The following is a 22,785-nucleotide window of genomic DNA, read 5'->3' on the forward strand; positions in this document are numbered from 1 at the left end:
TCCACGTCGTCCAAGAGTCCTCCATGAGCGAAGAGATCCTCATCAACATCACTCCCATGGAGTCCCGTGTCGCCGTCGTGGAAAACGGTGTGCTGCAGGAGGTGCACGTCGAGCGCACCCTCAGGCGCGGCATCGTCGGCAACATCTATCGCGGGCGGGTGGTGCGGGTGCTGCCGGGCATGCAGGCGGCCTTCGTCGACATCGGCCTGGCCCGCGCGGCCTTCATCCATGCCGCCGAGATCTCTCAGCGCGAAGGCGCGGCGGTGGAAAGCATCAACGCCCTGGTGCGCGAAGGCCAGACGCTGGTGGTCCAGGTCACCAAGGACCCCATAGGCACCAAGGGCGCCCGCCTCACCACCCATCTGTCGATCCCCTCGCGCTACCTGGTCTATATGCCGCGCACCTCCCACGTCGGCATCTCGCTGAAGATCGAGGACGAAGCCGAGCGCGAGCGGCTCAAGGCGATCATGGCGCGCTGCGTGGAGAGCGAGGGCATCGAGCACGAGGGCGGCTTCATCCTGCGCACCGCTGCCGAGGCGGCGCGCGAAGAAGACATCCTCGCCGACATCCGCTACCTGCGGCGGCTCTGGCAGCAGATCTCCGGCAATCTCCAGGGACCCACGCCGGTGCCCATCTACGAAGACCTGACCCTGGCCCTGCGCGCCCTGCGCGATCTGGTCGGGCCGCGCACGGAAAAGATCCGCGTCGACAGTCGCGAGAATTTCCAGCGCATCGGCCAGTTCGTCGAAGAGCTGATGCCCGAGGTGGCGGCGCGGCTGGAGCACTATCCAGGGGAGCGGCCGATCTTCGACCTCTATGGCGTGGAAGACGAGATCCAGAAGGCCCTGGAGCGCAAGGTGCTGCTCAAGTCCGGGGGCTATCTGGTGATCGATCCCACCGAGGCGATGACCACCATCGACGTCAACACCGGCGCCTTCGTCGGCCATCGCAATCTGGAAGAGACCATCTTCAAGACCAATCTGGAGGCGGCCACCGCCATCGCCCGCCAGCTGCGGCTGCGCAATCTCGGCGGCATCATCATCATCGACTTCATCGACATGGAAGACGAAGAGCACCAGCGCCAGGTGATCCGCACCCTGGAAAAGCAGCTCGAACGCGACCATGCCAAGACCAACATCATCGGCATCACCGAACTGGGCCTGCTGCAGATGACCCGCAAGCGCACCCGCGAGAGCCTGTCCCAGGTCCTCTGCGAGCCCTGCGCCAACTGCCAGGGCCGCGGCATCCTGCGCACCGCGGAAACCATCTGCTACGAGATCTTCCGCGAGATCCTGCGCGAGGCGCGGGCCTACCAGGCCAATTCCTATCTGGTGCTGGCCAACCAGAAAGTGGTGGATCGACTGCTGGACGAGGAGTCGGGCAACGTCGCCGACCTCGAAGCCTTCATCGGCCGCACCGTCAAATTCCAGGTGGAGACCATGTATTCCCAGGAGCAGTACGATGTCGTGCTGCTCTAGGTCCGCGTCTTGATGGCCTTGCTCAAACGCGGCGCGCTGGGTCTGGCGCTGCTGGCGCTCGTTCTGGTGACGCTCTACCTGGGCCTGGGTCGGCTGCTCATGCCCTGGGTCAGCGAATACCGCAACGAGGTCGAGGCGCGCGCCGCGGCGGCGCTCGGCGAACCGGTGCGCCTGGGCCGGCTCGAAGGGCGCTGGGCCCGCTGGAATCCGGTGCTGATCCTGCGCGACCTGTCCCTGGGTCGCGGCGAAGGCACGGTGCAGCTGGATCATCTCCAGGTGGTGCCGGATGTCTTCGGCAGCCTCTGGCACCGCCAGCTGCGACTCAAGTCCGTGCAGGTCGATGGCGTCCATCTGGTGTTGCAGGAAAACCCTCAGGGACACTGGCAACTGCGCGGCCTGCCGCCCCGGGCACCGGAGGCCAAGCCCTTCGATCCGGGTCCGCTGCTCGATGGCCTGGCGCGTCTGGGCCATGCCAGTCTGCTGGACAGCCAGCTCAGCCTGATTCCCCAGCAGGGTTCGCCGGTGACCCTGAGGTACGCCGAGGCCAGTCTGTCCCGGCAGCTCGGTGGCGCCCTGGAACTGGCGACCCGATTCCGGCTGCCCGATGGCGGCACGGTCGCGGCGCACTTCACCGCCACGCCCCGTCCCGATGACTGGCGCGCCAGCACCCTCGAAGGCTATCTCAGCCTGCCCGCCAGCGACTGGTCCCGCTGGGTGCCGGCGGCCCTGACCCGGCAGTGGCAACTGCGGCGTGCCCAGGCGGAAGGCGAGCTGTGGTTCGCCTGGGGCGAAGGGCGGCTGCAGCGTTCCCACCTGCGGCTGAAGGCGGATGACCTGACGCTCGCCTATGCCGACCATCCTCCGGTGCGCCTGCAGGCCCTGACCCTGGACGCCGACCAGCAGGCCGGCGACGCCAGCCAGTACCAGGGGTCCCTGGCGCTCAAGGCCCAGCTCGATGGCAAGCCGCTGGAGGCCCGCTATGGCCTGGGCTATGACAGCGCCGCCCAGCACCTGCAGGTGCGCGGCGACCAGCTGGATCTCAGGCAGGCTGCCCGGCTGGCTCGGGATCTGGCGCCCCTGCCGGCACCCGTCGCCCAGGCGCTCCAGGCCCTGGCGCCCCATGGCCAGTTGCGCAATCTCAACGCCGACTTCTATCCGCAGAAGCCGTTGCGCGAGCGCCTTTCCTATGCGGCCAACCTGGAGCGGGTGGGCTTCGCCGCCTATCACGGTGCGCCGGCCGCCGAGGGCGTTACCGGCAGCCTGAGCGGCAGCCTGGGCGGCGGCGAGCTGCGCCTGGACACTACCGATTTCATGCTGCACCTGAACGATCTCTTTCCCGAACCCTGGCGCTATCGCACCGCCAGGGCACGGCTGACCTGGAGTCTCGACGACCAGCGCTTCACCCTGGGCAGTGCCCTGATGCAGGTCACCGGGCCGGAAGGCGCCGCCAGTGGCGACATGCATATCCAGCTTGGCCTGCATCCGGAGGTGGACAGCTACATGGACCTGCGCGTCGGCCTCAAGGATGGCGACGCCAGCTACACCCGCAAGTACCTGCCGACCAAGCTGCCGGCCACGGATTTCAGTCCGGAGCTGGCCCAGTGGCTGACCACTGCCATCGTCGGTGGTCGCATCGACGAGGGGATCTACCAGTACCAGGGCTCGCTGCGCCACGGCTCGCCGGCGCATTCGCGCACCATGAGCCTGTTCTTCCGGGTGCACGACGCACAACTGGCCTATCAGCCCGGCTGGCCCGCCCTGCGCGAGGCCCGCGGCGATGTCTTTATCGAAAGCGACGGGGTCAAGGTGCAGGTTCCCGAAGGACGCATCCTCGACACCCGGGTCCGGGACGTCGAGGCGCGCATCCCGCTGCTGCACGATGGCAGCGCGCCGCACCTGCGGCTCGGCGCGCGACTCGACAGCAGCGTGCGCGATGGCTTGAAGATCCTCCAGGACACGCCACTGCCGACCGCCAAGGTGTTCGCCGGCTGGAAGGGCGAGGGTGCGCTCGCCAACAGCAGCCTGAATCTGGACATTCCCCTGGCCAAGGGACAGCCACCGGTGGTGGTGGTCGAGCTGACACCGGACAAGGCGCGTCTGGATCTGGCCGATCCCCAGCTGACCCTCACCGACCTGCGCGGCAGCTTTCGCTACGACACCCGCAGCGGCCTCAGCGCCCCCGACATCCAGGCGCGGGTCTTCGACCAGCCCATCCGCGGCCAGGCCCTGGCCGAAGGCAAACCCGACGATCCCCGCACGCGGCTGGTAGTGGATGGCCGCGTCGACGTCGACCAGTTGGCACGCTGGCTGGGCAGCGAAGGCCGACCCATCCCGGCGCGCGGCCTGCTCGGCTATCGCCTCGGTCTGATCCTGGCCGAGCACAGTGAGCTGGCGGTCACATCGGATCTGCGCGGAGTGACCGTCGACCTGCCGGCCCCCTTCGGCAAGAAGGCCGACGAGTCGCGCGAAGGCTTCTTCAGCCTGGCGCTCAACGACGGCGAGCGGCGGGTGGAGGCGACCTACAAGGGCCTCGCGGATGCCGTGCTGATGCTCGACCCCAAGGCCATCGCCAAGGGCCGCGGCGAGATCGTGCTGGGCGGCGGCACCGCCAATCTGCCCACGGCGGCCGGCTACGACCTGCGCGGCCAACTGGCGGAATTCGACCTGGCGGCCTGGCAGGACGTCTATCAGCGCTATGGCAAGGCCAGTGGCGGTGGCAGTGCTGGCGCAGGGCAGGGCGGTGGCAACACCCTGGACATCTCCAGCCTCGGGCGGGGCGATCTCGGCTTCGGTCGTTTCCTGGCGTTCGGTCAGCAGATCGACAACCTGCGCCTCACCTATGAACCCCAGGGCAATGCCTGGCAACTCGGCCTGGCCAGTCAGACCATCGCCGGCCAGGTACGCATTCCGCGCCAGACCGGCCAGCCGATCGACATCAACCTGCAGCACCTGCGCATTCCCCAGACGCCGGCGGATCCCTCGGTGGAAAGCGCTGCGCCGCGTCCCGATCCCCTGGCCGACGTCGATCCGCGCGCCCTGCCGGCGCTGAATCTGGCCATCGACCGTCTGGAGCTGGGCGGCAGGCTGGTCGGCGCCCAGCGCCTGCAGCTCAGGCCCTCGCCGTCAGGCGCCAATTTCAACGCCCTGGATCTCGACCTGCGCGGCCTCAAGGTGCAGGGCGCCCTGCGCTGGGAAGGGGCGCCGGGGACGACCCACAGCTACTACCAGGGGCGTCTCGCGGGCGGCAACATCGCCGATATCCTGCTGGGCTGGAATTTCGCCTCCAGCGTCACCAGTCGCGATTTCCGCCTGGATGCCCGGGTCGACTGGCCCGGCTCGCCGGCCTATGTCGCCCTGGCCCGCCTCAATGGCAGCCTCGATGCCCGCTTCAACGACGGCCAGTTGCGCCAGGTGGAGGGCACGGCTTCGGCGCTGCGCATCTTCGGCCTGCTCAACTTCGAATCCATCCGCCGCCGCCTGCGACTGGATTTCTCCGATCTGTTCGGCAAGGGCCTGAGCTACGACAGCATCACCGGCGTGCTCGACGCCCAGCAGGGCGCCTTCCGTACCCGCAAGCCCATCAGCCTCAGCGGGCCGGGTGCCGAGATGAGTCTGCAGGGCCTGCTGGACATGGCCAGCAACCGCGTCGACGCCAATCTCAAGGTCGGCTTGCCGGTCAGCAACTCCCTGCCGCTGGCCGCGCTGATCGCCGGGGCCCCGGCCATCGGTGGCGCGCTGTTCATCGTCGATCGGCTGATCGGTGATCGCATCACCCGCATGGCCAGCATCAACTATCACATCGAAGGCCCCTGGCAGAATCCGACCATGACCACGGGCAAGCGCGATTGAGCATTGCCCTGCGACCGCCCCGCTGCTTAGGATGGACGCTCCCTTCTGGAGTGCCTGCATGTCCATAGCCATCCTGCAGATGGTCAGCGGCCCCGCGGTGACGGCCAATCTGCGCGCCGCCGAGCGCCTGCTCGAACGCGCTGCCGGGGCGGGCGCGCGCCTGGTGGTGCTGCCGGAAAACTTCGTCGCCATCGGCCATCCGGCGCCCGCCGAGCTGGCGCGGGCCGAGGCGCTCGGTCAGGGCGAGATCCTGCCCTGGCTGTCCAGCCGGGCGCGCGAGCTGGGGCTCTGGGTGCTCGCCGGGACCCTGCCGCTGCTGCCTGACGGCGCCACCGAGGGCAAGCCCTGCGCCTGTTCGCTGCTGTATGACGACCAGGGCCGCCGCGTCGCCCGCTACGACAAGCTGCACCTCTTCGATGCCGACGTCAGCGACAGCCAGGGCAGCTATCGCGAATCCGACCACTATGCCGCCGGCGAGACCCTCACGGTGGTGGACACCCCGGTCGGCCGCCTGGGCCTGAGCGTCTGCTACGACCTGCGCTTTCCCGAACTCTACGGCGCCCTGCGCGCCGCCGGGGCGGAGCTGATCAGCGCGCCCTCGGCCTTTACCGTGCCCACCGGCCAGGCCCACTGGGAGCTGCTGCTGCGCGCCCGGGCGGTGGAGACTCAGAGTTATCTGCTGGGCGCCGCCCAGGGCGGGGTCCATGCCAATGGCCGCAGCACCTGGGGGCACGCCATGGCAGTGGATCCCTGGGGCGAGGTGCTCGCCGTCCAGGCCAGCGGCGAGGCGGTGCTGCTCATCGAGCGCGATGCCGAGCGCCAGGCGGCGTTGCGTCAGCGGATGCCGGTGACCCGGCACCGCCGCTTCCTGCCGGCGCGCCTGGCCGAACGGCAATGACCACCATTGGTCTTTTGCATCAGGGCACCGAGACTTCCGCGAGTAGGCTAGAGGCCAGGTCGCGACCCTTTCATCGTTCCGACGCCCACTGTGGCGTCGTCTGGAGTTTCCATGAGTGATTACTTGAATAGCGTCGGCTCGGCCCTGCTGGGTCCCGGCGGACTCGCGGTGGACGATCTGCAACCCGTGCTGCAGCGTCTGGCCGGTCCCGGCATTGACGCCGCCGACCTGTATTTCCAGAGCATCGTCTCCGAATCCTGGCTGCTGGAAGACGGCATCGTCAAGGAAGGCGGCTTCCACCTCGACCAGGGCGTTGGCGTGCGCGCACTGTCCGGCGAGAAGACCGGCTTCGCCTATAGCAACGCCATCACCGGCGAGGCCCTGGATCTGGCCGCCCAGGCCGCGCGGTCCATTTCCCGCAGCGGCGCCGAGGGTCAGGTCCAGGCGTTTCGCGCGGTGGAGCCGGCGCAGCGTCTCTATGGCCAGGACAATCCGCTGGACGTGCTGGATCGCGCCACCAAGGTCGCCTTCCTGAAGCAGCTGGACGAGGCGACCCGTGCCCTGGATCCGCGTATCCAGCAGGTCACCATCAGCCTGGCCGGGGTCTGGGAGCGCACCCTGGTGGCCGCGGTCGACGGCACCCTGGCAGCCGATGTGCGCCCACTGGTGCGCCTGGGCGTCAGCGTCATCGTCGAGCAGAACGGCCGCCGCGAGCGCGGCAATAGCGGCGGCGGCGGTCGCTGCGACTACCGTTATTTCCAGCGTGATGACCGTGCCCTGGGCTACGCCCGCGAGGCGGTGCGCCAGGCGCTGGTCAACCTCGAAGCCACCGCGGCCCCGGCGGGCACCCTGCCGGTGGTGCTGGGCGCCGGCTGGTCCGGCGTGCTGCTGCACGAGGCGGTCGGCCATGGCCTGGAAGGCGATTTCAACCGCAAGGGCAGCTCCAACTACAGCGGCCAGCTCGGTCGCCAGGTGGCGTCCTCGCTGTGCACCATCGTCGACGACGGCACCCTGCCGGATCGCCGCGGCTCGCTATCCATCGACGACGAGGGCACGCCCAGCGGCTACAACGTGCTGATCGAGAACGGCATCCTCAAGGGCTACATGCAGGACAAGCTCAATGCTCGGCTGATGGGCGTGGCGCCCACCGGCAATGGCCGCCGTGAATCCTACGCCCACCTGCCGATGCCGCGCATGACCAACACCTACATGCTGGCCGGCCAGAGCGATCCGGCCGAGATCATCGCCTCGGTGGAGAAGGGCATCTATTGCGCCAGCCTGGGCGGCGGTCAGGTGGACATCACCAGCGGCAAGTTCGTCTTCACCACCAACGAGGCCTACCTCATCGAGAACGGCAAGCTCGGACGCCCGGTGAAGGGCGCCACCCTGATCGGCAACGGCCCCGAGGTCATGAACCGGGTGTCCATGGTCGGCAACGACCTGGCGCTGGATGCGGGGGTAGGGACCTGTGGCAAGGACGGCCAGTCACTACCGGTGGGTGTGGGGCAGCCGACGCTGAAGATCGATGCCATCACCGTGGGCGGCACCGGCGCCTGATGCGGGCGCCGGCCGTGGCCATCGCGGACGGAAACCTAGCGCAGACCGCGCTGGGTTTCGTCGAGGGTGCGGATGTACTTGAAGACCTTGCGCGCCGCCGCCGGCGGCTTGTTGTGCGCCGCTTCGTGCTGGGCATGCCGCACCAGGCCGCGCAGGTGCTGGCGGTCGGTCTCCGGGTAAAGCGCCACGAAGGCCTCCAACGCCTGGTCGCCTTCGGCGATCAGCCGGTCGCGCCAGCGCTCCAGGGCGTGGAAGCGCTCGTTGTACTGCCGTGTCGAGGTGTCCATCTGGTCGACCAGCACCAGGATGGCTTCCAGGTCCTGGTCGCGCATCAGCTTGCCCAGGTACTGGACATGCCTTTTGCGCGCGATGTGCGTCTTGTGCTTGGGCGCCTCGGCCAGGGCCTTGCGCAGCGGATCGGTCAGCGGCAGGCGGTCCAGCTGCTCGGCTGGCAGCCCGGCCAGGCGTTCGCCCAGATCCTGCAGCGCATGCAGCTCGCGCTTGACCTGTGTCTTGCTCTTTTCGCCCAGCGGCGCGTCGTCGTCGTAAGAATCAACCATGAACTATGGGGTCCAGCTAAGAATGGGCGCCATCATAACGAGTTGCCGCACGGTTGTCCGGCCTGGCCGGCGCCGTCCGTAAGGAGAACGTCATGAATCGCAACGCCGCCGTGGGTCCCGCTGCGCTCCCCGAATTGCGCGAACAGGTCGAGGCCATCCTGGCCGAGGCCCGGCGCCAGGGCGCCAGTGCCGGTGAAGTGGCCGTCTCGGTCGACCAGGGTCTGTCCACCTCGGTCCGCAAGGGCGAGGTGGAAACCGTCGAATTCAATCGCGACCAGGGCTTCGGCATCACCCTCTATGCCGGTCAGCGCAAGGGCTCGGCCAGTACCTCCGCCACCGGTCCCGAGGCGATCCGCGAAACCGTGGCCGCGGCCCTGGCCATCGCCAAGCACACCTCCGAGGATCCCTGCGCGGGTCTGGCCGACGCCGAACTGATGGCGCGCGGCGAACTGCCCGATCTCGACCTCTATCATCCCTGGGACATCACCCCCGAGCAGGCCATCGAGCAGGCGCTGGCCTGCGAAGCCGCGGCCTACGCCGCCGACAGCCGCATCGGCAATGCCGACGGCACCACCCTCAACACCCACCAGAGCTGCCGGGTGTACGGCAACAGCCACGGCTTCGTCGGCGGCTATGCCAGCACCCGGCACAGCCTGAGCTGCGTGATGATCGCCGGCAGCGGCGAGGCCATGCAGCGCGACTACTACTACGACGTCAATCGGATCGGTCACGAGCTGATGAGCGCCGAGGAGATCGGTCGCCGCGCCGCCGAGCGCGCCGTGAGTCGCCTGGGGGCCAGGCCGGTGCCCACCGCCAAGGTCCCGGTGTTGTTTTCGCCGGAAATGGCCGCCGGCCTGTTCGGTACCTTTCTCGCCGCCATTTCCGGCGGCAACCTCTATCGCAAGTCGTCCTTCCTCGAAGGCGCCCTGGGCCAGCAGGTGTTTCCCGACTGGCTGACCCTGGACGAGCGGCCGCACCTGCCACGCGCCTTGGGCAGCGCCGCCTTCGACGGCGAAGGCCTGGCCACCTACGCCAAGCCCTTCGTCGAGAACGGCCAACTGGTGTCCTATATGCTCGGCAGCTATTCCGCGCGCAAGCTGGGCCTGCAAAGCACCGCCAATGCCGGCGGCGTGCACAACCTGCACGTCAGCCATGGCACGGCCGACCAGGCCGAGCTGATCCGGCAGATGGGCACGGGCTTTTTGGTCACGGAAATGATGGGGCAGGGCACCAACCTGGTCACCGGTGACTATTCCCGGGGCGCCGGCGGCTTCTGGATCGAGAATGGCGAGATCCAGTTTCCGGTCCAGGAGGTCACCATCGCCGGGCGGCTGGGCGACATGTTCCGCCAGATCCTGGCGGTGGGCAGCGACGTGGAACGCCGCGGCAGTCTGCGCACCGGTTCGGTCCTGATCGATGGCATGACCCTGGCGGGCAGCTAGAAGCGCGGTGGAAGCCGTCGCGATGAGGAAAATCCTGTCGAACGGGAGACAGCCCACCCCGTTACTCGTTAGTATCCTAGCAATGCACTAGGACATAGCCGTGCGGTCGAATCCGCTGACCGGACGGCCAAGGCTTCAGACGGTGCGCCGTGGCGCACCAGCCGTACACCCCATCGCCCAAGGGCGGTGGGTCCATACCAAAGCCACCATGGAGACAATCCGCATGCCGCATACTCTGCCTCAGCTGCCCTACGCCTACGACGCGCTGGAACCGCACGTCGATGCCCAGACCATGGAAATCCACCATACTAAGCACCACCAGACCTACATCAACAACCTGAACGCGGCGCTGGAAGGCACCGAGTTCGCCAACCTGTCCGCCGAAGACGTGGTTCGCCAGCTGGACAAGCTGCCCCAGGACAAGCGCGGCGCCGTGCAGAACAACGGTGGCGGCCATGCCAACCACAGCCTGTTCTGGACCGTGATGGCCCCCAATGCCGGCGGCAAGCCCGAAGGCGCCCTGGCCGAAGCCATCGAGTCCCAGCTGGGCGGCTTCGACGCCTTCAAGGAAGCCTTCACCAAGGCTGCCCTGACCCGCTTCGGCAGCGGCTGGGCCTGGCTGAGCGTCACCCCCGAGAAGAAGCTGGTGGTCGAGAGCACCGGCAACCAGGACAGCCCGCTGATGACCGGCAACACCCCGATCCTCGGCCTGGACGTCTGGGAGCACGCCTACTACCTGCGCTACCAGAACCGTCGTCCCGAGTACATCGGTGCCTTCTTCAACGTCATCAACTGGCCGGAAGTGTCCCGTCGCTACGAAGCGGCGCTGAACGCCTGAGTCGACGCCCAATGAAAAAGCCGCCCTCGGGCGGCTTTTTTTATCGGAGCTGCGACGGGCGCAGGGGGCCTGTCACTCGCCCTCGTCGAAGTAGTTGTTGATCAGCTCGACCAGGGCGCGCATGGCCTCGTCGCTCTGCTCACCCTCGGTTTCCAGCTGCAGGACCGTGCCCTTGCCGGCGGCCAGCATCATGACCGCCATGATGCTCTTGCCATCGACCGGCGATTCGCCACTGCGGCCGACGCGGACGCTGGCGGGATAGCGGCCGGCCACGCCGACGAATTTGGCCGCCGCACGGGCGTGCAGGCCCAGCTTGTTGATGATGGTGATCTGTTGGGCAGGCATTGAGTCTGTCCTTGTCGAAACAAAACGGGCGTCAGAGATCGCGGTGACGGATCTGGACGTTCTTGAGCAGGTTCTTGAGTTCGCGACCCAGGCGATCGGCCAGATAGACCGAGCGGTGATGACCACCGGTACAACCAATGGCCACGGTCACATAGGACCTGTTGTTGGCGGCAAAACGCGGCAACCACTTCACCAGGTAATCGCGGATGTCATTGTACAGGGTCTCTACCTCGGGCTGTTGCTCGAGATAGTCCCGCACCGGGGCATCCAGTCCGGAAAAGTCGCGCAGGTCCGGTTTCCAGTAGGGATTGGGCAGAAAGCGCACGTCGAACACCATGTCCGCGTCCACCGGCAGGCCCCGCTTGAAGCCGAAGGATTCCACCAGATAGGCGGTGCCGGGCTCTGGGGCGTTCAGCAGGCGCAACTTGAGGATGTCGCGCAGCTGATAGAGATTCAGGTGAGTGGTGTCGATCTTCAGGTCGGAGAGGTCGGCGATGGGCGACAGCAGCACCTGCTCGTCGTGAATGGCCTCGGCCAGGGATCTTTCCTGGTTGGACAGCGGATGCCGGCGACGCGTCTCGGAAAAGCGCTTGAGCAGCGTCTGGTCATCGGCGTCCAGATAGAGGATGTCGCAGCGGATGTTGCGGCTGCGTACCTGTTCGAGCAATTCGGGAAAGCGTTGCAACTGGCTGGGCAGATTGCGGGCATCGATGGACAGAGCGACCTTGGGCTGGGGCCGCTCCATGTCGGTCAGGGCATGCTGGGCCAGATCGGGCAGCAGACTGGCCGGCAGGTTGTCGATGCAATAGAAGCCATTGTCCTCAAGCACGTTGAGCGCAGTACTCTTGCCCGACCCGGAACGTCCGCTCACGATGATGAGGTGCATGTCAGTGTCCGCTCTGGGCCTCGACGACGATCTGATAGAGCGCCTGGCTATCCTTGGCCTTGCGCAGCCGCTCGCGGATGTCGGCGCGATCCAGGATGCCGGCGATCTGGCGCAGCAGGGTGAGGTGCTGTTCGGTGGCGGCTTCCGGGACCAGCAGGACGAACACCAGGTCTACCGGCGCGCCGTCGAGGGAATCGAAGTCCACTGGTTGCTGCAGGTGGAAGAGCACGCACAGCGGTTGCTGCAGACCCGCCAGGCGGCAGTGGGGAATGGCGATGCCATTGCCGAAACCAGTGGAGCCCAAACGCTCGCGCGCCATCAGGCATTCGTGGATGTGCGCGGCGTCGTGGCCGGGCAGTTCCTGCGCGGCCAGCTCGGCGATGCGTTCCAGTACAGCGGCTTTGCTGCCGCCCGGCGCACCCGTCTGGGTGCGGCCGGGGGTCAGGATGTTTTCGAGTCTGATCATAAAGCGGCGATCGAAACCTCAGCGGACGCCGACGCCCTGCTGGCGTTCGATCGATTTTTCCTTGTGTTTAATCAGTTGGCGGTCGAGCTTGTCGGCCAGGAGATCAATGGCGGCATACATGTCGTCGTGCTCGGCATTGGCGACCACTGCGGCGCCGGCGACGTGCAGGGTGGCTTCGGCTTTCTGCTTGAGCTTGTCCACTTCCAGGATCACCTGGACGTTGGTAATACGGTCGAAGTGCCGTTCGAGGCGGGCGAGTTTCTCGCCGATGTAGTCACGCAGGGCTTCTGTCACTTCAAGCTGATGGCCACTGATGTTGACTTGCATACCGCTTCTCCTTATTGCCGGGCTACGATCGGCGAAGCTGCTCGCCGACATGACAAGGGTCGATCGAGGCACGGTCACATCAGGACGCGTCAGATGAGACGCTTGCGTTCGCTGGACGGAGCGATACCCAGGGATTCCCGATACTTAGCCACCGTGCGACGAGCGACTTGTATACCTTGCGATTCCAGTAAACCAGCGATCTTGCTGTCACTCAACGGCTTTTTCGCGTTTTCCGCCGCCACCAATTTCTTGATGATCGCGCGGATCGCGGTGGAGGAACATTCGCCCCCCTCGGCGGTGCTGACGTGGCTGGAGAAGAAGTACTTGAGTTCGTAGATGCCACGCGGGGTGTGCATGAACTTCTGGGTGGTCACCCGGGAGATGGTCGACTCGTGCATGCCCACCGCCTCGGCGATGTCGTGCAGGACCAGCGGCTTCATGGCCTCTTCACCGTATTCGAGAAAGCCCCGCTGGTGCTCGACGATCTGGGTCGCCACCTTCATCAGGGTCTCGTTGCGGCTTTGCAAGCTCTTGATGAACCAGCGCGCTTCCTGCAGCTGGTTGCGCATGTAGGTGTTGTCGGCGCTGCTGTCGGCGCGCTTGACGAAGCCGGCGTACTGGGGATTGACCCGCAGGCGCGGCACGGCTTCCTGGTTGAGCTCCACCAGCCAGCGCTCGTTGTGCTTGCGCACGATGACGTCCGGTACCACGTATTCGGCCTCGCCGGACTCGATCTGCGAGCCGGGGCGCGGGTGCAGGGTCTGGATCAGTTCGATGACGGGCTTAAGTTCGTCTTCCTTGATCTTCATGCGGCGCATCAGCTGCGCATAGTCGCGACTGCCGAGCAGATCCAGGTAGTCGCCCACCAGGCGCTTGGCCTCGCCGAGCAGGGGGAGGTTAGCCGGCAGCTGGGCCAGCTGGATCAGCAGGCACTCGCGCAGATTGCGCGCGGCGACGCCGGCCGGCTCGAATTGCTGGACGCGTCGGAGCACCACCTCGACTTCGTCGAGATCGACTTCCAGCTCGGGATCGAGAGAGGCATGGATGTCTTCCAGGCTTTCCTGCAGATAGCCATCGGTGTCGATGCCGTCGATGATCGCCAGGGCGATCAGGCGGTCGAGATCCGACATGGGCGCCAGGTTGAGCTGCCAGAGCAGGTGGGTCTGCAGGCTTTCGCCGGCCGAGGTGCGGGTGGTGAAGTCCCACTCGTCGTCGTCGTTGCTGGGCAGGCTGCTGGCGCTGGTCTGGTAGATGTCTTCCCAGGCGGTATCCACCGGCAGCTCACTGTCGCTGGGGATGCGTTCGCTCCACTCGGACTCGTCGGCCATCTCGTTGGTGGCGACCGAGGTTTCCTTGAAGTTGATTTCGGTACCGCCGGGATTCGCCAGCTCGTCGCCTTCGCCCGAGGCGTCGCTCTGGTCGAAGTCTTCACCTTCTTCCTGGCGTTCCAGCATCGGATTGGATTCCAGGGCTTCCTGGATCTCCTGCTGCAGGTCGAGCGTCGAGAGCTGGAGCAGACGTATGGCTTGTTGCAGCTGCGGCGTCATCGTCAGCTGCTGGCCCATCTTGAGGACTAGCGATGGTTTCATGGCTGCGGAAATACACCTTGTCTACCGACGCGAACAGCGCCACCGAACCTCGCGAACCCTGCGAGCGTTAGCAAATTATATGCCTTGTTTCCCCGGGTTTGCCTAGAGGCGGAATTCGTGGCCCAGATAGACTTCCTTCACCAGCTCGTTGGCGAGGACTTCCTCGGCGGTACCCTCGGCGATGAGCTGGCCATCGTTGACGATATAGGCCGTCTCGCAGATGGTCAGGGTTTCCCGGACATTGTGGTCGGTGATGAGGACACCGATGCCCTTGGCCTTGAGGTGACGAATGATCTGCTTGATGTCGCCCACCGAGATGGGGTCCACGCCGGCGAAGGGTTCGTCCAGCAGGATGAACTTGGGCGCGGTGGCCAGGGCGCGGGCGATCTCGACACGGCGCCGCTCGCCACCCGACAGGCTCATGCCGCGGTTGTCGCGGATGTGGGTGATGTGGAATTCCTGCAGCAGGCTCTCCAGTTCGCGTAGGCGGCCGGCCTTGTCTAGGTCCTTGCGGGTTTCCAGGATGCCGAGGATGTTGTCGGCCACGGTCAGCTTGCGAAAGATCGAGGCTTCCTGGGGCAGGTAGCCGATCCCGGCACGGGCACGGCCATGCATGGGCAGGGCGGTGACGTCCTGGTCGTCGATCAGCACGCGACCCTGATCGGCCTTGACCAGGCCGACGATCATGTAGAAGCAGGTGGTCTTGCCGGCGCCGTTCGGACCGAGCAGGCCGACGATCTGCCCGCTGTCGATGCTGACGCTGACGTCGCGAACGACCTGACGACCCTTGTAGCTCTTGGCCAGATGCTGGGCTTTGAGCGTAACCGTCATTGTCCCTGCCCCGACTGCTGCTGATCCTTGGGCTGGATGACCATGTCGATCCGCGGCCGCGGCGTGGTGACCTTGCTGCCGTTGGCACGCCCGGCGTTGACGATCTGGCGCTGGGTGTCGTAGACGATCTTCTCGCCTTCGAAGGTGTTGCCCTGTTGGACCACCTTGGCCTGATCGATCAGGATGATGCGATTTTCCTGGGCGAAATACTGGATCGTCAGACCATAGGCCTTGACGATGTCCTTGTCCGCCGAGGGCTTCTGCTCGTAGTAGGCCGGTTTGCCCACTGCGGTGGCGACCTTGATGTTGCCCTGGTTGTCCTGGGTCAGGGTCACCGTGTTGCCGGTGATCTTCATGCTGCCCTGGGTGATGACCACGTCTCCGCGGTACACGGCCACGCCCTGCTTGTCATCGAGCTCGGCGCTATCGGCCTGCACGCGGATCGGCTGGGTGCGATCGGTCGGCAGGGCCCAAGCCGCGGCACTGCCAAAGGTGGCGCCGAGGGTGAACAGGAAGGGGAGGGTTTTAACGAACCTCATGCTGGCCTCTTACGTTGGACAGCAGGAGCATTCTGCCGTCTTCTAGATACGCTTTCATGCCATTGGCCGTGGTCACCCCATTGGCGGCCTCGATTCTAACGGCTTGCTCGGTTTGCGCATATTGTTTGTCAGGAAAGACGGTCATGCGGGTGGTGGTCAACACCACCGGGCGGCCTTTCTCATCGGTACGCTCGACGCGCACGTCATCGATCAGCTCCGCCTGACTGCCACCGGGGGCGACCTCGGCGCGGGCACTGCGAATGTGCCAGGGATAGTCGGTACCGCGAAAGGCCAGCATGTCGGGGCGGGTCACCAGGGTGACGTCGGTCGCCTTGACGTGTTCGCTGCGCTCGGCCTTGAGTTCGTACTGGATCTTGCCGTCCAGGCGATACTGAATCGTCCGGGTATTGAGGGCATAGCCGTCGATGGCGCTGTCTTGCGGGGTCGACGAGGCCGGGGCATCGACGAAGCGCTGCGGCAGGATGTTCCAGTAGCCGATCGCGATGAGCGCGGCGGCGATCAGGACCAACAGCACGGGGCGGCGCAAGCTGCGAAACATGAGGGTACCTGTGGTGGGCCGCACCAGGGGGCGGCGGGTTGAACACGAGATGTCGGCGCATTTAGTCGAGCAGTATAACCCGGCCTACAGCACCCCGGCGCGTAGCAGGTCACCCATGTTGAGGGCGCCGATCGGGCGGCGCTCGTCATCGATCACCACCAGGGCGTTGATCTTGTGCTCCTCCATGATCTTCAGCGCCTCGGCGGCGAGCATCTGCGCCCTGGCGGTTCGACCGCCGCGGGTCATCACGGTTGCGATCGCCGTGGTGCGCACGTCGATGCCACGATCCAGGGCGCGACGCAGGTCGCCGTCGGTGAAGATGCCGGCGAGACGGCCATCGGCGGCCAGCACGCTGGTCATGCCCAGGCCCTTGCGCGACATCTCCAGCAGGGCGTCGGAGACCAGGGTGTCCTCGCCGACCTGCGGCAGGTCGGCGCCGGCATGCATGACGTTCTCCACCTTGAGCAGCAGGCGCCGGCCGAGGGCGCCACCCGGGTGGGAAAAGGCGAAATCCTCGGCGGTGAAGCCGCGCGCCTCGAGCAGCGCGATGGCCAGGGCATCGCCCAGTACCAGGGCGACGGTGGTGGAGGAGGTGGGTGCCAGATTGAGCGGGCAGGCCTCGGTGGCGACGCTGGTGTCCAGATTGACGTCCGCGGCCTTGGCCAGGGGCGAGGCGGGATTGCCGGCAAAGCTGATCAGCGGGACGCCCAGGCGCTTGATCAGCGGCAGCAGGGTCAGGATCTCGCTGGAGGTGCCCGATTGGGAGATGGCGATGATGACGTCATCGCGGGTGATCATGCCCATGTCGCCATGGCTGGCTTCCGCCGGGTGCACGAAGAAGGCCGGGCTGCCGGTGCTGGCCAGGGTCGCGGCGATCTTGTTGCCGACATGCCCGGATTTGCCCATGCCCAGGACCACGATGCGCCCGCGGCAGGCCAGCAGCCGGCGACAGGCAGCGGCGAAGCTGTCGTCGATGCGTTCGCCCAGGGCGGCCACTGCCGCTCGCTCTACATCTATGGTGCGCTTGGCGGAGGCGATGAAATCTATTGAGTCGGACATGGGTCAGAAGGCAGGTGACGGGACAATCGGAAATTATATGCGCAAAGCCGCGACACTCAGCAACGCCGCCCGTGGCTCAGGAGTCTCATCGGCAACGAATGCTATAGTGCCGCCCTTTTGCCGGGGCCGCCGAACGCGAGTGTCGCGTGCCCTGAAGCGGCGGAGCGGCGTCTCCCTGCACAGAGTTGAACCTTAGGAGTCCTGATGACCGTCGATAGCCCGTACGCCGTGGAGCTGAAGGGCGTTTCCTTCAAGCGCGGCACGCGTCTGATCTACGACCGGGTCGATATCCGCATCCCGCGGGGCAAGGTCACCGGGATCATGGGACCGTCCGGCAGTGGCAAGACCACCCTGTTGCGCCTCATCGCCGCCCAGTTGCGACCGAGCAGTGGCGAGATCTGGGTCAATGGCGCCAACCTGCCGCAGCTGTCCCGCGGCGAGCTGTTCGAGATGCGCCGGCAGATGGGCGTGCTGTTCCAGAGCGGCGCGCTGTTCACCGATCTCGATGTCTTCGAGAACGTGGCCTTTCCCTTGCGTGTGCACACCAAGCTGCCCGAGGAGATGATCCGTGACATCGTCCTGCTCAAGCTGCAGGCAGTGGGACTGCGCGGCGCCATCGAACTGATGCCGGATGAACTGTCGGGTGGGATGAAGCGCCGGGTCGCCCTGGCGCGGGCCATCGCCCTGGATCCGCAGATCCTCATGTACGACGAGCCCTTCGTCGGCCAGGACCCCATCGCCATGGGCGTGCTGGTGCGCCTCATCCGCCTGCTCAACCAGGCGCTGGGACTGACCAGCATCGTGGTTTCCCACGACCTGGCCGAGACCGCCAGCATCGCCGACTACCTCTATGTGGTGGGCGATACCAAGGTGCTGGGGCAGGGCACGCCGAAGGAATTGCGCGAATCGCCGGATCCGCGGGTTCGCCAGTTCATGCAGGGCATCCCCGATGGCCCGGTACCCTTCCACTTCGCCGCGCCGGATCTGCGCGATGCCTTGCTGGGGAAACACTGATGCGTAAGGTCTCCGCCGTGGAGCGGATTCGTCGACTGGGCCGCGCCGGGCTGGATGTCGTGGCGGCCATCGGCCGCTCGGTCATCGTCCTGCTGCTGGCGGTGTTCGGTCGCGGTGGCGTGGGCAGCGGTCTGCAGCTGCTGGGCAAGCAACTCTATTCGGTAGGGGTGATGTCGCTGCCGATCATCGTGGTGTCGGGCTTCTTCATCGGCATGGTGATCGCCCTGCAGGGCTACAACATCCTGGTCAAGTACGGCTCCGAGCAGGCGGTGGGGCAGATGGTCGCCCTCACCTTGCTGCGTGAACTCGGCCCGGTGGTGACGGCCCTGCTGTTCGCCGGCCGGGCAGGCTCCGCCCTGACCGCCGAGATCGGCAACATGAAATCCACTGAGCAGCTGTCCAGTCTGGAAATGATCGGCGTGGACCCGCTCAAGTACATCGTCGCGCCGCGTTTCTGGGCCGGCTTCATTTCCATGCCGCTGCTGGCCGCCATGTTCAACGTGGTGGGCATCTGGGGCGCGGCCATGGTCGCCATCGACTGGCTCGGCGTCTATGACGGTTCCTTCTGGGCCACCATGCAGAACAGCGTGATGCTCAGCGACGTGCTCAACGGTGTGATCAAGAGCCTGGTGTTCGCCTTCGTGGTGACCTGGGTCGCCGTCTTCCAGGGGTATGACTGCGAGCCCACCTCCGAAGGCATCGGCCGCGCCACTACCCGTACCGTCGTCTATGCGTCGCTTGCCGTGCTCGGCCTCGACTTCATTCTTACCGCCCTGATGTTTGGAGATCTCTGATGCAAACCCGCACCCAGGAAATCGGTGTCGGACTCTTCCTGCTGGCCGGCGTGCTCGCACTGCTGCTGCTGGCGCTGCGGGTAAGCGGTCTGACGATGAGCGACCATCACGATACCTACAAGGTCTACGCCTACTTCGACAACATCGCCGGTCTCACCGTGAGATCGCGGGTGACCATGTCGGGCGTGACCATCGGCAAGGTCACCGCCATCGATCTCGACCGCAACAGCTACCGCGGCCGGGTCACCATGCAGATCGACAAGCAGGTGGACAACCTGCCGACCGACTCCATCGCCTCGATCCTGACTGCCGGCCTGCTCGGCGAGAAGTACATCGGCATCAGCGTGGGCGGTGACGAGCAGGTGCTCAAGGAAGGCTCGACCATTCGAGATACACAATCCTCGCTGGTTCTCGAAGACCTGATTGGCAAATTCCTGCTCAATTCGGTCAATAAAGACTCTTCCGCCAATAAATGATGAGAGGCTTTTCCATGCTCAAGCTACTTCGTCACGGAGTGATCGCGATCCTGGCCCTGCTGCCCCTGGTGTCCCAGGCGGCGCCCTCGGCCCACGACGTGATCCAGCAGACCACCACCACCCTGCTCAGCGACCTCGAGGCCAACCGCGACAAGTATCGCAGCAGCCCGGAAGCCTTCTACGAGTCGCTCAACAATATCCTCGGCCCGGTGGTGGATGCCGAAGGCATCTCGCGCAGCATCATGACCGTGCGCTACAGCCGCAGCGCCTCGCCCGAGCAGATGGCGCGCTTCCAGGAAAACTTCAAGCGCAGCCTGATGCAGTTCTATGGCAATGCGCTGCTGGAGTACAACAACCAAGGCATCCGGGTGCTGCCCGAAGGGCCGTCCGACGGTCCCGATCGCACCAGCGTGGGCATGGAGGTCAAGGGCAACAACGGCGCCGTGTACCCCGTGCAGTACAGCATGGTCAAGCAGGGCAACGAGTGGAAGGTGCGCAACGTCATCATCAATGGCCTGAACCTCGGCAAGCTGTTCCGTGACCAGTTCGCCCAGGCGATGCAGGAAAACGGCAACGACCTGGACAAGACCATCAACAACTGGGCGGGCACCGTGGCCAAGGCCAAGGATTCTCCAGAGGCCCAGAAGGCCAAGGTCGGTTCGTGAGTCGCGCCGCCATCACCGGCGAAGGCGCCCGACTGCAGCTGTCGGGCGTGCTCGATCACGCCAATGTGCCCACCCTGCGTGAGCAGGGCAGGGCGCTGATCGGCCAGGGCAGTGGTCCGCTGGTGCTCGATTGCGCCGGTGTCGAACGCTCCAACAGCGCCGGCCTCGCGCTGTTGCTGGCCTGGTTGCGCGATGCCCAGGCCGCGGGGCGCACGCTGACCATCGCCAGCCTGCCTTCCGAGTTGCGGCAGATCGCCGACGTCTCGGATGCCCTCGCCCTGCTGCCCCTGGCGGAAGACGCGCACGGGTAGCGGTCATCGCAGTCGCCGTACAGCCGGTTTTTTTGTATGATCGCCGGCTGTACTAGATTGCCGAGGTGCCGCCATGCAGGCCCAAGAAGTCAAAAGCCTCCTGGAGGCAAAACTGGCCGATACCCAGGTCGAAGTGGAAGGCGAGGGCTGCAACTTCCAGCTCTACCTGATCAGCGACGAGCTCCAGGCACTCAGCCCGGTCAAGCGTCAGCAGCAGGTCTACTCCCATCTCCAGCCGCAGATCGCCGATGGCAGCATTCACGCTGTCACCATGAAATTCTTCACCCGTGCTGCCTGGGCCGAACGCGCCTGATTCGCAGCGCCGAGAACTCGCTATGGACAAACTGATCATTACCGGCGGCAACAGCCTGAACGGTGAAATTCGCATTTCCGGGGCCAAGAACTCCGCCCTGCCGATCCTGGCCGCGACCCTGCTCGCCGACACCCCGGTGACCATCGCCAACCTGCCGCACCTGCACGACATCACCACCATGATCGAGCTGTTCGGTCGCATGGGCGTCCAGCCGGTGATCGGTGAAAAGCTCAACGTCGAGGTCGATGCCTCCAGCATCAAGACCCTGGTCGCGCCCTATGAGCTGGTCAAGACCATGCGCGCCTCGATCCTGGTGCTGGGCCCGATGGTCGCCCGCTTCGGCGAAGCGGAAGTCGCCCTGCCCGGCGGTTGCGCCATCGGTTCGCGGCCGGTCGATCTGCACCTGCGCGGCCTGGAAGCCATGGGCGCCAAGATCACCGTCGAAGGCGGCTACATCAAGGCCAAGGCGCCGGCCGGCGGCCTGCGCGGCGCCCACTACTATTTCGACACCGTCAGCGTGACCGGTACCGAGAACGTGCTGATGGCCGCCACCCTGGCCAAGGGTCGCAGCGTCATCCAGAACGCTGCCCGCGAGCCCGAGGTCGTCGACCTGGCCAACTGCCTGATCGCCATGGGTGCCAACATCCAGGGCGCCGGTACCGACACCATCACCGTGGAAGGCGTCGAGCGCCTGGGTGGCGCCACCTATTCGGTGCTGCCGGACCGCATCGAAACCGGCAGCTACCTGGTCGCCGCCGCCGCCACCCGCGGTCGCGTGAAGCTCAAGGACACCGATCCGACCATCCTCGAGGCCGTGCTGGCCAAGCTGGAAGAGGCCGGTGCCCACATCGCCACCGGTAGCAACTGGATCGAGCTGGACATGAAGGGCAATCGCCCCCGCGCGGTCAACATCCGCACGGCGCCCTACCCGGCGTTCCCCACCGACATGCAGGCCCAGTTCATCTCCATGAACGCCGTCGCCGAAGGCACCGGTACCGTGGTCGAGACCATCTTCGAGAACCGCTTCATGCACGTTCACGAGATGGTGCGCATGGGCGCCAACATCGCCATCGAAGGCAATGCCGCCATCGTCACCGGCGTGCCCAGCCTGAAGGCCGCCCCGGTCATGGCGACCGACCTGCGCGCCTCGGCGAGCCTGGTCATCGCCGCCCTGGTGGCCGAAGGCGATACCCTGATCGATCGCATCTACCACATCGACCGCGGCTACGAATGCATCGAGGAGAAATTCCAGCTGCTCGGCGCCAAGATCCGTCGCACGCCCAAGTAAGGACCTCCGATGCTGACCATCGCCCTGTCCAAGGGCCGTATCCTCGACGACACCCTGCCGCTGCTGGCGGCGGCGGGGATCGCTCCGACCGAGAATCCGGACAAGAGCCGCAAGCTCATCATCCCGACCACCCAGGACGATGTACGGCTGCTCATCGTCCGCGCCACCGATGTGCCCACCTATGTGGAACATGGCGCCGCGGACCTGGGCGTGGCCGGCAAGGACGTGCTGATGGAATACGGCGGCGACGGTCTCTATGAGCCGCTGGACCTGCGCATCGCCCGCTGCAAGCTGATGACCGCGGGCGCCGTGGGCGCTCCGGCGCCGCGTGGCCGGCTGCGGGTGGCGACCAAGTTCGTCAATGTCGCCAAGCGCTACTATGCCGAGCAGGGTCGGCAGGTCGACATCATCAAGCTGTACGGCTCCATGGAGCTGGCACCGCTCGTAGGCCTGGCTGACAAGATCATCGACGTGGTCGACACCGGCAATACCCTCAAGGCCAACGGACTCGAACCCCAGGAGCTGATCGCCCATATCAGCTCGCGCTTGATCGTCAACAAGGCCTCGATGAAGATGCAGCATGGCCGCATTCAGGCCCTCATCGAGACCCTGAGACACGCCGTCGAGGCGCGCGGCGCCTGAGAACCTGTTCAAAGCCTGCTACGCGTCGGCCAAACTGCGTTAAAAATGGCTTCGGAATG

General features: G+C 65.8%; 24 protein-coding genes. 14 read left to right on the forward strand and 10 right to left on the reverse strand.

Translation table 11 applies throughout. The features are described from left to right. The first annotated feature begins 23 nt into the window (after window positions 1-23). The 4 genes from rng to tldD all read left to right on the forward strand — a co-directional run bounded on the left by rng (window position 24) and on the right by tldD (window position 7,782). A complete protein-coding gene (gene rng / locus QKY98_RS12890; protein WP_007159529.1) occupies window positions 24-1,478 on the forward strand; it encodes a ribonuclease G in 1,455 nt (484 codons plus the stop codon). A 12-nt stretch (window positions 1,479-1,490) separates the two neighbouring features. Then, a complete protein-coding gene (locus QKY98_RS12895) occupies window positions 1,491-5,327 on the forward strand; it encodes a YhdP family protein (RefSeq protein ID WP_284671021.1) in 3,837 nt (1,278 codons plus the stop codon). Window positions 5,328-5,385: 58 nt separating this feature from the next. Then, entirely contained in the window at window positions 5,386-6,225 is an 840-nt protein-coding gene (locus QKY98_RS12900) for a carbon-nitrogen hydrolase family protein (RefSeq protein ID WP_267398121.1), read from the forward strand. A 111-nt stretch (window positions 6,226-6,336) separates the two neighbouring features. Further along, entirely contained in the window at window positions 6,337-7,782 is a 1,446-nt protein-coding gene (gene tldD / locus QKY98_RS12905) for a metalloprotease TldD (RefSeq protein WP_007159526.1), read from the forward strand. Between the two features lie 35 nt (window positions 7,783-7,817). On the opposite strand, the gene yjgA is transcribed toward tldD, so the two are convergent. Beyond that, a complete protein-coding gene (yjgA, locus tag QKY98_RS12910; RefSeq protein ID WP_007159525.1) occupies window positions 7,818-8,342 on the reverse strand; it encodes a ribosome biogenesis factor YjgA in 525 nt (174 codons plus the stop codon). Between the two features lie 92 nt (window positions 8,343-8,434). Between yjgA and pmbA the strand changes: the two genes are divergently transcribed. Together pmbA and QKY98_RS12920 are read left to right on the forward strand one after the other, a co-directional pair. Then, the gene (gene pmbA, locus QKY98_RS12915) at window positions 8,435-9,784 is read left to right on the forward strand and encodes a metalloprotease PmbA (protein ID WP_284671022.1); all 1,350 of its coding nucleotides are present in this window, start codon (window positions 8,435-8,437) and stop codon (window positions 9,782-9,784) included. A gap of 223 nt (window positions 9,785-10,007) precedes the next feature. Further along, on the forward strand, window positions 10,008-10,622 hold the full coding sequence (locus QKY98_RS12920) for a superoxide dismutase (RefSeq protein WP_007159523.1): 615 nt from the start codon (window positions 10,008-10,010) through the stop codon (window positions 10,620-10,622). 72 nt (window positions 10,623-10,694) lie between these two features. Here QKY98_RS12920 and QKY98_RS12925 read toward each other — a convergent pair whose 3' ends face one another. The 9 genes from QKY98_RS12925 to QKY98_RS12965 form a co-directional block, all read right to left on the reverse strand. Continuing rightward, the gene (locus tag QKY98_RS12925; RefSeq protein ID WP_007159522.1) at window positions 10,695-10,967 is read right to left on the reverse strand and encodes an HPr family phosphocarrier protein; all 273 of its coding nucleotides are present in this window, start codon (window positions 10,965-10,967) and stop codon (window positions 10,695-10,697) included. A 31-nt stretch (window positions 10,968-10,998) separates the two neighbouring features. Continuing rightward, the gene (gene rapZ, locus QKY98_RS12930; protein ID WP_007159521.1) at window positions 10,999-11,853 is read right to left on the reverse strand and encodes an RNase adapter RapZ; all 855 of its coding nucleotides are present in this window, start codon (window positions 11,851-11,853) and stop codon (window positions 10,999-11,001) included. A gap of 1 nt (window position 11,854) precedes the next feature. Then, complete coding sequence (ptsN, locus tag QKY98_RS12935; protein ID WP_007159520.1) at window positions 11,855-12,319, reverse strand: PTS IIA-like nitrogen regulatory protein PtsN; 465 nt, start codon at window positions 12,317-12,319, stop codon at window positions 11,855-11,857. An 18-nt stretch (window positions 12,320-12,337) separates the two neighbouring features. Beyond that, window positions 12,338-12,646, reverse strand: coding sequence for a ribosome hibernation-promoting factor, HPF/YfiA family (hpf, locus tag QKY98_RS12940; protein WP_007159519.1), 309 nt, complete (start codon window positions 12,644-12,646; stop codon window positions 12,338-12,340). Window positions 12,647-12,735: 89 nt separating this feature from the next. Next, window positions 12,736-14,235 carry an RNA polymerase factor sigma-54 gene (locus tag QKY98_RS12945; protein WP_007159518.1) on the reverse strand — a complete coding sequence of 500 codons (1,500 nt, stop codon included), beginning with the start codon at window positions 14,233-14,235 and terminating at the stop codon, window positions 12,736-12,738. A gap of 102 nt (window positions 14,236-14,337) precedes the next feature. Beyond that, the gene (gene lptB / locus QKY98_RS12950; RefSeq protein ID WP_027597094.1) at window positions 14,338-15,066 is read right to left on the reverse strand and encodes an LPS export ABC transporter ATP-binding protein; all 729 of its coding nucleotides are present in this window, start codon (window positions 15,064-15,066) and stop codon (window positions 14,338-14,340) included. Continuing rightward, window positions 15,063-15,605, reverse strand: a complete 543-nt coding sequence (lptA, locus tag QKY98_RS12955; RefSeq protein ID WP_007159516.1) for a lipopolysaccharide transport periplasmic protein LptA — start codon at window positions 15,603-15,605, stop codon at window positions 15,063-15,065. Before lptA ends, lptB begins: the two co-directional genes overlap by 4 nt. Continuing rightward, window positions 15,592-16,164 carry an LPS export ABC transporter periplasmic protein LptC gene (gene lptC / locus QKY98_RS12960; protein ID WP_007159515.1) on the reverse strand — a complete coding sequence of 191 codons (573 nt, stop codon included), beginning with the start codon at window positions 16,162-16,164 and terminating at the stop codon, window positions 15,592-15,594. The genes lptA and lptC overlap by 14 nt, the downstream gene beginning before the upstream one ends. An 84-nt stretch (window positions 16,165-16,248) precedes the next feature. Then, window positions 16,249-17,223, reverse strand: coding sequence for a KpsF/GutQ family sugar-phosphate isomerase (locus QKY98_RS12965; protein WP_007159514.1), 975 nt, complete (start codon window positions 17,221-17,223; stop codon window positions 16,249-16,251). A gap of 204 nt (window positions 17,224-17,427) precedes the next feature. On the opposite strand from QKY98_RS12965, the gene QKY98_RS12970 reads away from it, so the two are divergent. From QKY98_RS12970 to hisG, 8 genes are all read left to right on the forward strand, one after another. Continuing rightward, the gene (locus QKY98_RS12970; RefSeq protein ID WP_027597091.1) at window positions 17,428-18,237 is read left to right on the forward strand and encodes an ATP-binding cassette domain-containing protein; all 810 of its coding nucleotides are present in this window, start codon (window positions 17,428-17,430) and stop codon (window positions 18,235-18,237) included. After that, on the forward strand, window positions 18,237-19,031 hold the full coding sequence (gene mlaE, locus QKY98_RS12975) for a lipid asymmetry maintenance ABC transporter permease subunit MlaE (RefSeq protein ID WP_007159512.1): 795 nt from the start codon (window positions 18,237-18,239) through the stop codon (window positions 19,029-19,031). Before QKY98_RS12970 ends, mlaE begins: the two co-directional genes overlap by 1 nt. Then, window positions 19,031-19,507: an outer membrane lipid asymmetry maintenance protein MlaD gene (mlaD, locus tag QKY98_RS12980; RefSeq protein ID WP_007159511.1), complete on the forward strand. Its 477-nt coding sequence runs from the start codon at window positions 19,031-19,033 to the stop codon at window positions 19,505-19,507. The genes mlaE and mlaD overlap by 1 nt, the downstream gene beginning before the upstream one ends. 14 nt (window positions 19,508-19,521) lie before the next feature. Further along, window positions 19,522-20,172 carry an MlaC/ttg2D family ABC transporter substrate-binding protein gene (locus QKY98_RS12985; protein WP_007159510.1) on the forward strand — a complete coding sequence of 217 codons (651 nt, stop codon included), beginning with the start codon at window positions 19,522-19,524 and terminating at the stop codon, window positions 20,170-20,172. After that, window positions 20,169-20,483 carry an STAS domain-containing protein gene (locus QKY98_RS12990; protein WP_027597089.1) on the forward strand — a complete coding sequence of 105 codons (315 nt, stop codon included), beginning with the start codon at window positions 20,169-20,171 and terminating at the stop codon, window positions 20,481-20,483. The genes QKY98_RS12985 and QKY98_RS12990 overlap by 4 nt, the downstream gene beginning before the upstream one ends. Before the next feature lie 73 nt (window positions 20,484-20,556). Then, entirely contained in the window at window positions 20,557-20,796 is a 240-nt protein-coding gene (locus QKY98_RS12995; RefSeq protein WP_007159508.1) for a BolA family protein, read from the forward strand. 22 nt (window positions 20,797-20,818) lie between these two features. Further along, window positions 20,819-22,084: a UDP-N-acetylglucosamine 1-carboxyvinyltransferase gene (gene murA / locus QKY98_RS13000; protein WP_007159507.1), complete on the forward strand. Its 1,266-nt coding sequence runs from the start codon at window positions 20,819-20,821 to the stop codon at window positions 22,082-22,084. 9 nt (window positions 22,085-22,093) lie between these two features. Then, window positions 22,094-22,726, forward strand: coding sequence for an ATP phosphoribosyltransferase (gene hisG, locus QKY98_RS13005; RefSeq protein ID WP_007159506.1), 633 nt, complete (start codon window positions 22,094-22,096; stop codon window positions 22,724-22,726). Window positions 22,727-22,785: the final 59 nt, after the last annotated feature.

Origin of the sequence: Pseudomonas sp. HR1 (assembly GCF_030175875.1) — a bacterium.
In the GTDB taxonomy this organism is placed as follows: Bacteria; Pseudomonadota; Gammaproteobacteria; order Pseudomonadales; family Pseudomonadaceae; genus Chryseomonas; species Chryseomonas oryzihabitans.

What these genes read in the sequence shown, in the direction of transcription:
- rng (WP_007159529.1), top strand. Translation starts at nt 24, where the DNA reads ATGAGCGAAGAGATCCTCATCAACATCACTCCCATGGAGTCCCGTGTC.
- QKY98_RS12895 (WP_284671021.1), top strand. Translation starts at nt 1,491, where the DNA reads ATGGCCTTGCTCAAACGCGGCGCGCTGGGTCTGGCGCTGCTGGCGCTC.
- QKY98_RS12900 (WP_267398121.1), top strand. Translation starts at nt 5,386, where the DNA reads ATGTCCATAGCCATCCTGCAGATGGTCAGCGGCCCCGCGGTGACGGCC.
- tldD (WP_007159526.1), top strand. Translation starts at nt 6,337, where the DNA reads ATGAGTGATTACTTGAATAGCGTCGGCTCGGCCCTGCTGGGTCCCGGC.
- yjgA (WP_007159525.1), bottom strand. Translation starts at nt 8,342, where the DNA reads ATGGTTGATTCTTACGACGACGACGCGCCGCTGGGCGAAAAGAGCAAG.
- pmbA (WP_284671022.1), top strand. Translation starts at nt 8,435, where the DNA reads ATGAATCGCAACGCCGCCGTGGGTCCCGCTGCGCTCCCCGAATTGCGC.
- QKY98_RS12920 (WP_007159523.1), top strand. Translation starts at nt 10,008, where the DNA reads ATGCCGCATACTCTGCCTCAGCTGCCCTACGCCTACGACGCGCTGGAA.
- QKY98_RS12925 (WP_007159522.1), bottom strand. Translation starts at nt 10,967, where the DNA reads ATGCCTGCCCAACAGATCACCATCATCAACAAGCTGGGCCTGCACGCC.
- rapZ (WP_007159521.1), bottom strand. Translation starts at nt 11,853, where the DNA reads ATGCACCTCATCATCGTGAGCGGACGTTCCGGGTCGGGCAAGAGTACT.
- ptsN (WP_007159520.1), bottom strand. Translation starts at nt 12,319, where the DNA reads ATGATCAGACTCGAAAACATCCTGACCCCCGGCCGCACCCAGACGGGT.
- hpf (WP_007159519.1), bottom strand. Translation starts at nt 12,646, where the DNA reads ATGCAAGTCAACATCAGTGGCCATCAGCTTGAAGTGACAGAAGCCCTG.
- QKY98_RS12945 (WP_007159518.1), bottom strand. Translation starts at nt 14,235, where the DNA reads ATGAAACCATCGCTAGTCCTCAAGATGGGCCAGCAGCTGACGATGACG.
- lptB (WP_027597094.1), bottom strand. Translation starts at nt 15,066, where the DNA reads ATGACGGTTACGCTCAAAGCCCAGCATCTGGCCAAGAGCTACAAGGGT.
- lptA (WP_007159516.1), bottom strand. Translation starts at nt 15,605, where the DNA reads ATGAGGTTCGTTAAAACCCTCCCCTTCCTGTTCACCCTCGGCGCCACC.
- lptC (WP_007159515.1), bottom strand. Translation starts at nt 16,164, where the DNA reads ATGTTTCGCAGCTTGCGCCGCCCCGTGCTGTTGGTCCTGATCGCCGCC.
- QKY98_RS12965 (WP_007159514.1), bottom strand. Translation starts at nt 17,223, where the DNA reads ATGTCCGACTCAATAGATTTCATCGCCTCCGCCAAGCGCACCATAGAT.
- QKY98_RS12970 (WP_027597091.1), top strand. Translation starts at nt 17,428, where the DNA reads ATGACCGTCGATAGCCCGTACGCCGTGGAGCTGAAGGGCGTTTCCTTC.
- mlaE (WP_007159512.1), top strand. Translation starts at nt 18,237, where the DNA reads ATGCGTAAGGTCTCCGCCGTGGAGCGGATTCGTCGACTGGGCCGCGCC.
- mlaD (WP_007159511.1), top strand. Translation starts at nt 19,031, where the DNA reads ATGCAAACCCGCACCCAGGAAATCGGTGTCGGACTCTTCCTGCTGGCC.
- QKY98_RS12985 (WP_007159510.1), top strand. Translation starts at nt 19,522, where the DNA reads ATGCTCAAGCTACTTCGTCACGGAGTGATCGCGATCCTGGCCCTGCTG.
- QKY98_RS12995 (WP_007159508.1), top strand. Translation starts at nt 20,557, where the DNA reads ATGCAGGCCCAAGAAGTCAAAAGCCTCCTGGAGGCAAAACTGGCCGAT.
- murA (WP_007159507.1), top strand. Translation starts at nt 20,819, where the DNA reads ATGGACAAACTGATCATTACCGGCGGCAACAGCCTGAACGGTGAAATT.
- hisG (WP_007159506.1), top strand. Translation starts at nt 22,094, where the DNA reads ATGCTGACCATCGCCCTGTCCAAGGGCCGTATCCTCGACGACACCCTG.